Annotated in this window: 5 protein-coding genes; 2 read left to right on the plus strand and 3 right to left on the minus strand. The window is 67.8% G+C overall.

Translation table 11 applies throughout. The features are described 5' to 3' along the window. Positions 1-19: 19 nt before the first annotated feature. The 3 genes from JHC79_RS07530 to glpK (JHC79_RS07540) all read right to left on the minus strand — a co-directional run bounded on the left by JHC79_RS07530 (position 20) and on the right by glpK (JHC79_RS07540) (position 4,081). Complete coding sequence (locus JHC79_RS07530) at positions 20-769, minus strand: MIP/aquaporin family protein (RefSeq protein WP_296389536.1); 750 nt, start codon at positions 767-769, stop codon at positions 20-22. Then, a complete protein-coding gene (locus JHC79_RS07535; RefSeq protein WP_296389537.1) occupies positions 766-2,502 on the minus strand; it encodes a glycerol-3-phosphate dehydrogenase/oxidase in 1,737 nt (578 codons plus the stop codon). Before JHC79_RS07535 ends, JHC79_RS07530 begins: the two co-directional genes overlap by 4 nt. A gap of 64 nt (positions 2,503-2,566) precedes the next feature. Further along, positions 2,567-4,081, minus strand: a complete 1,515-nt coding sequence (glpK, locus tag JHC79_RS07540) for a glycerol kinase GlpK (protein ID WP_296389538.1) — start codon at positions 4,079-4,081, stop codon at positions 2,567-2,569. Between the two features lie 163 nt (positions 4,082-4,244). On the opposite strand from glpK (JHC79_RS07540), the gene JHC79_RS07545 reads away from it, so the two are divergent. Both JHC79_RS07545 and glpK (JHC79_RS07550) read left to right on the plus strand, forming a co-directional pair. Further along, the gene (locus tag JHC79_RS07545) at positions 4,245-4,994 is read left to right on the plus strand and encodes an IclR family transcriptional regulator (RefSeq protein ID WP_296389539.1); all 750 of its coding nucleotides are present in this window, start codon (positions 4,245-4,247) and stop codon (positions 4,992-4,994) included. A gap of 28 nt (positions 4,995-5,022) precedes the next feature. Then, entirely contained in the window at positions 5,023-6,540 is a 1,518-nt protein-coding gene (gene glpK, locus JHC79_RS07550) for a glycerol kinase GlpK (protein ID WP_296389540.1), read from the plus strand. Positions 6,541-6,737: the final 197 nt, after the last annotated feature.

Below are 6,737 nucleotides of genomic sequence, written 5' to 3' on the forward strand. Positions count from 1 at the left end.
CGAATCTACTCCGGTCGGGTCACACGTTCTGGGTGAGCAGGAACAGGCCACCGGCGAGCGCGCCGCCGATGATCGGTCCGACGACGGGCACCCACGCGTAGTTCCACTCGAGACTGCCCTTGCCCTTGATCGGCATCAGCGCATACGCGATTCGGGGGGCGAGGTCACGCGCCGGGTTGATGGCGTACCCGGTCGGGCCACCCAGGCTGTTGCCGATGACGAGGACGACGAACGCCACGCCGGCGTATCCCAGGCCGGAGTTACCCAGGTCAAGGGTGCCGCCGTTCTGCGAGATGGCCGGAGAGCGCAGGATCCAGAACACCAGGACGAACGTGCCGATGACCTCGGTCACGGTGTTCCAGAAGTAGTTCTTGACCTGTGGGCCCGTGCAGAAGATGCCACGGGTGTTCTCCGGGTGTGGATCGGCGTCGAAGTTCTTCTTGTACGCCGCATAACAGAGCATCGCGCCGATGAACGCGCCGATCATCTGCGCGCAGATGTAGACCGGCACCTGCGACCACGGCGTCTTGTCCGCGATCGCCAGGCCCAGGGTCACCGCCGGGTTGAGGTGCGCACCCGACTGCCACGCGATGGACGCACCGGCGAAAACCGCCAGGCCCCAACCGAAGTTGATGAACAGGCCGCCACTGTTGTGAAAGCCCGACTTCACCAGGTTGTTGCCCGCGACGACGCCCGCACCGAGCAGGATCAGGACCGCGGTCCCGATGATCTCCCACAGCCAGATCTGGCCGTCCGAGATGGCGCTCATGCGGACACGTCCGCTACCGCCGCCGATCCACGGACGCCTCGTGCACCCATCCGGGCCGCGTCAGCGGTCCGGTCGTCGGGCTGCCGCTGCGACTCGATCTCGGCATCGACACGCGCACTGTAGTTCTCGATCTCATGGGTGCGCTGCTCGTCGTTCCACCCGAGTGCGCCGGCGACGATGTCGGCCACGTCGGATGCGGCGCTCTTGCCGCGATCCCTGGTCTCGATCGACACACGGGTGCGCCGCGCGAGGATGTCGACGAGGTGCAGTGCGCCCTCGTGGGTCACCGCGTAGCGGATCTCCGCGCCGAGGTACCGGTTGTCGGTCGAGGCCACCGGGGTGCCGAGTTCGGGCTCGGCCGCGATCAACTCGAAGATCTCCGAGATCGCACTTCCGTACCGACGCAGCAGGTGCTCGACGGTCGTGACGGGCAGGTTGTGCTCGTTGGCCAGGCGCACACGCGCCTCCCACAGGTCGTCGAACCCGTCGGCGCCGACGAGCGCGATGCTCGCCGTCCGGGAGGGTTCGACGCCGCGCTGTCCCGCGACGGCGGCGTCGATGGCGTCGGCGGCCATCACCCGGTAGGTGGTGTACTTGCCGCCCGCGATCACGGTGAGACCGGGCGCGGCGGGGACCACGGCGTGCTCACGCGACAGCTTGCTGGTCTGGTCGGACTCGCCGGCCAGCAGCGGACGCAGTCCGGCGTAGACGCCGACGATGTCGTCGCGCACCAGTGGCTTCTCCAGCATCACGTTGACCTCGGCGAGGATGTAGTCGAGGTCGGCGCTGCTCGCGGCCGGGTGGGCCAGGTCGAGGTTCCACTCGGTGTCGGTGGTGCCGATGATCCAGAAGTCGTCGCTCCACGGGCACGGGATGACGAACAGCAGGCTCTTCTCGGTCTCGGTGATGAGTCCGACGGCCGAGTCGATGCGGTCGCGCGGGACCACGATGTGGACGCCCTTGGATGCCTTGACGCGCAATCCGCTCGTGCTGCCCACCAACTCCTGCAGCTCGTCGGTCCAGACGCCGGCGGCGTTGACGACGTGCTTGGCGCGGACGTCGACCTGTTCACCGGACTCGAGGTCCTCGACCCGGGCGCCGATGATGCGATCGCCGTCGCGCAGGTAGCTCGTCACCCGCGCGCTCGATGCGCACAGCGCGCCGTAGCTGGCCGCCGTACGCGTCAGCATCATCGTGTGCCGGGCGTCATCGACCTGTCCCTCGTAGAACAGGACGCCGCCGCGGATCTTGCCGCGCTTGGCGCCCGGGAAGATCTCGAAGGTGCTCTTCTTGCCGATGTGGCGGAGGTGATGCGGCACACCGCGTCCCGCGCCGAGGATGTCGTAGAAGCCGATACCCGCACCCGCGTAGGCGCGGTCATAGATCGGGGTCACGAGCGGGAAGATGAACTCGACCGGGCGCACCAGGTGCGGGGCGACGGTGTTGAGCATCAGCTTGCGCTCACGCAGGGCCTCGAAGACCAGCGAGAAGTTGAGCTGCTTGAGGTAGCGCAGACCACCGTGGAACAGCTTCGACGAACGGCTCGACGTGCCCGCTCCGTAGTCGATGGCCTCGACGAGGCCGACGCGCAGTCCGCGGGTCGCGGCGTCGATCGCGGCGCCGCCACCGACGACACCGCCGCCGATCACGAGCACGTCGAGTTCCTGAGAAGCCATGGAGGACAACGCCGCGCGACGCGAGGCAGGGTCGAGGGCAACTGGTTGCAATGTCATTGGGTACTCCTGTTGATCAAATCCGTTGGGACATGGGTCCGGTGACGCGGGGCGTTGCCGCTGCTCACACGTCCACCCAGTCCAGGGTGCGGGTCACGGCCTTCTGCCAGCGCCCGTAGTAGTCGGCCCGCTCGGCCTCGGTCCAGTGCGGCTCCCACCGGGATTCCTCTTTCCAGTGGGTTTCCAGCTCCTCGGTGTTCTTCCAGAACCCGGTGGACAGACCGGCCGCATAGGCAGCGCCCAGGGCGGTGGTCTCGGCGACGACCGGCCGGCTCACCGGGATGCCGAGTACGTCGGACTGGATCTGCATGCACAGCGAGTTCGCCGTGACGCCACCATCGACGCGCAGCACCTCGAGCTTGACGCCGGAATCCTTCTCCATGGCGTCGGCGACATCGCGGCTCTGGTAGCAGATCGCCTCCAGCGTCGCGCGTGCGATGTGGGCGTTGTTGTTGAAGCGGGACAGTCCCACGATCGCGCCGCGAGCGTCGGAACGCCAGTAGGGCGCGAACAGACCGGAGAAGGCGGGCACGAAGTAGACGCCGCCGTTGTCGGGGACCTCGCGGGCGAGCGATTCGCTCTGTGCGGCACCGGAGATGATGCCCAGCTGGTCGCGCAGCCACTGCACGGCCGATCCGGTGACGGCGATCGACCCCTCGAGGGCGTACACCGGCGGCTTGTCGCCGAACTGGTAGCAGACGGTGGTGAGCAGACCGTTCTTCGACCGCACCAGCTTCTCGCCGGTGTTGAGCAGCAGGAAGTTGCCGGTGCCGTAGGTGTTCTTGGCCTGCCCGGGGGAGAAGCAGACCTGACCGACCATCGCGGCCTGCTGATCGCCCAGCGCGCTGGCGATGGGGACCTCGCCGGCCAGCGGGCCGGTGCGGGTGGTGTGACCGTAGGGCTCGGTGGGCGACGACGGGACGATCGTCGGCAGCATCTGCTTCGGGATGTCGAAGAGGGCGATGAGCTCGTCGTCCCAGTCGAGGGTCTCGAGGTTCATCAGCATGGTGCGGCTGGCGTTGGTGACGTCGGTGACGTGCACGCCGCCGTCGACGCCGCCGGTCAGGTTCCAGATCACCCAGGTGTCGATGGTGCCGAACAGGGCGTCGCCGCTCTCGGCGTCCGCGCGCACGCCGTCGACGTTCTCCAGGATCCACTGCGCCTTGCCCGCGGCGAAGTAGGTGGCGGGCGGGATGCCGGCCTTCTCGCGGATCGTGTCGCCTGCGCCGGAGCGCTCGAGTGCCGAGGCGATCTTGTCGGTGCGGGTGTCCTGCCACACGATCGCGTTGTAGTAGGGCCGGCCGGTGTTCTTGTTCCAGACGACGGTGGTCTCGCGCTGATTGGTGATGCCCAGCGCGGCGAGGTCACCCGCCTTGAGGTTTTTCTTGCGCAGACCGTTCTGCAGCACCGAGGAGGTGCGCTCCCAGATCTCGATCGGATCGTGTTCGACCCACCCCGCCTGCGGCATGATCTGCTCGTGTTCGAGCTGGTGGCGGGCCACTTCGGCCCCGGCCTGGTCGAAGATCATGAACCGGGTACTCGTGGTTCCCTGGTCGATGGCACCGATGTATTGCGTCATGTGTCCCTGCTTCGTCGGAGGGTGGATCGGAAGTGATGTGGATCTCATCCGAACTCCACGCTAATCACGTGGCAACACCCTGACGAGGGACGTCGTTCGACAATGTCGAACAATCGCGCCGACAGGCGTAGCGTCCGGACACATGCCGGGTCTGATCCAATCCGTGGAACGAGCGACGGCGGTCCTGCACCTGCTCGCCACCCGGCCCGAGCCGGTCGCGCTGTCGGAGATCGCGTCAGCCCTCGGTCTGGCCAAGACCACCACGCACGGTCTGGTCCGGACGTTGGTCGCGGTCGGGGCGGTCGAACAGACCGCCGACACCGCCGGGTACTACCTGGCCGACGACCCGTTCGGTGCCCGCAGGGACCGCTGGGACGTCAACGAGATCCGGTCGCGGGCGATGAACTGGACCGACGCGTTGGCGGCGCGGACCGGGATGGCGACGCAGATCAGCGTGCTGCGGGGGCGTGAGGTGCGCATCATCCACGACGTCCTGGCCGCGCACGGGGGCGGCCTCGTACTGCGGACCGGCCGGTCCGTGCCGGCCCACGCCACCGCGCACGGCCGGATCCATCTCGCCTTCGACGTCCATCTGGCCAGGGAACTCGTCGCGGCCGGACTTCCCGCGCTCACCCACCGCACCGTCACCGATGGCGCCGAGCTCGCTCGTGAACTCGCAGCGGTCCGGGACAGCGGATGGGCCTGCGGTCGGGGCGATCTGGAGCCCGATGTCGCGACCCTGGCCGCTCCCGTCCGGGATCAGGGCGGATCGGTGATGGCCGCGGTCGGTCTGTCCGGGGAGATCGACGAGGTGTGTACCCGGTCCGGGGCGCCGCGACCGGCCCTGCTGGACAACCTGATCGCCGCGGCCCGGTCGATCTCCCGCTCCATGGGTCACGGAGAGCTGCAATGACGGGATCGACGACGAGGGGACGCCGACGATGACGGCACGGTACGTCGCCGCGATCGATCAGGGCACGAGCTCGACGCGCTGCATCATCTACGACCGCGGCGGGGTCATGGTCTCGGTCGCCCAGCGCAAACACACCCAGTACTTCCCGCAGCCCGGATGGGTGGAGCACGACGCGCTCGAGATCTGGAAGCTGGTGCAACGGTTGATCCCCGAGGCCCTGCGCAACGGTGGGATCGACCCCGATCAGCTCGTCGGACTCGGGATCACCAACCAACGCGAGACCACCGTGATCTGGGATCCGACCACCGGGATCCCGCTGCACCGCGCGATCGTGTGGCAGGACACCCGGACCACCGACAAGGTCGAGGAGCTACGCGCTCGGGGCGTCGCCGCCGACGTCGAGCACCGGACCGGGGCGCCGCTGTCGAACTACTTCAGCGCGCCGCGACTGAGTTGGATGCTCGACGCGTGCACCGGGTCGCGGGCTGCGGCCGATCAGGGGAGGGTGTTGTTCGGGACCATGGACAGCTGGCTGGTGTGGAACCTCACCGGCGGCGTCGACGGCGGGCTGCACGTCACCGACCCCACCAACGCCAGCCGTACCATGCTGATGAACATCGAGACCGTGCAATGGGATCCGACGCTGCTCGACGTGTTCGACGTCCCCGCGGCGATCCTGCCGGAGATCCGACCGTCGATGAGCAGGGTGGGCGTGACCGCCGCACCGGTTCCGGGCATCCCGATCACCGCGATGATCGGTGACCAACAGGCCGCACTGGTCGGCCAGACGGCGCTGCGCGCGGGGGAGTCGAAGTACACGCTCGGCACCGGTGGGTTCCTGCTGTTCAACACCGGTACCACTCTGGTGCGTTCGCGCAGCGGACTCGTCACGACGGTCGCCTTCCAGTCCGACGGGCAACCCATCCGCTACGCATTGGAGGGGTCGAACCCGACGGCCGGTGCGCTGGTGGAGTGGATCCGGCAGAACCTGGGGATCATCGCCACGCCGGCGGAGATCGAGACGCTGGCCTCGACCGTCACCGACAACGGTGGGTGCTACATAGTGCCCGCGTTCTCCGGCCTGCATGCTCCGCACTGGGTCTCGGGTAGCCGCGGGTTGATCGTCGGGTTGACGTCGTACATCACCCGTGGACATCTGGCGCGGGCGGCGTTGGAGACCAACGCGTTCGCCGCCGCGGCCATGGTCACCGCGGTCAACGACGACCTCGCCGCGGCCGGCGTCGAGACGTCGCTGACCGAGCTGGTCGTCGACGGCGGCATGACCGCGAACAACACGATGATGCAGATGATCGCCGACATGTGCGATGTCCCGGTGACGCGTCCGCAGATGGCCGAAGCGGTGGCACTGGGTGCGGCGTATGCCGCCGGGTTGACGGTGGGGCTGTGGACCGATGAGCAACAGCTGCGCCGCAACTGGCGGGCCGCGGCGGTGTGGCACCCGGACGTCGACCCCGCCGATCGTGCACGGCGCCTCGCCAATTGGTCGGCGGCGGTACGCATGGCCAGTCAATGGAGCCCGGTGTGACGAGCCCTTGGGCTGACTGTGTGGAAAGCGCGACCACGGGCTGACTGTGTGGAAAGCGCCATCGAGTGTGCTGACGGCGTCAGGTGAGTTTCGTGGCGAACAACGCACACTCGATGAGTGCTTTCCGCACAGTCGGCGGCTTGTCAGCTCTGGTACGGCAACAGGATGTTCTTCACCTGGGGATCCGACGCGAGATA

This window comes from Williamsia sp. (assembly GCF_016462415.1).
In the GTDB taxonomy this organism is placed as follows: domain Bacteria; phylum Actinomycetota; class Actinomycetes; order Mycobacteriales; family Mycobacteriaceae; genus Williamsia_A.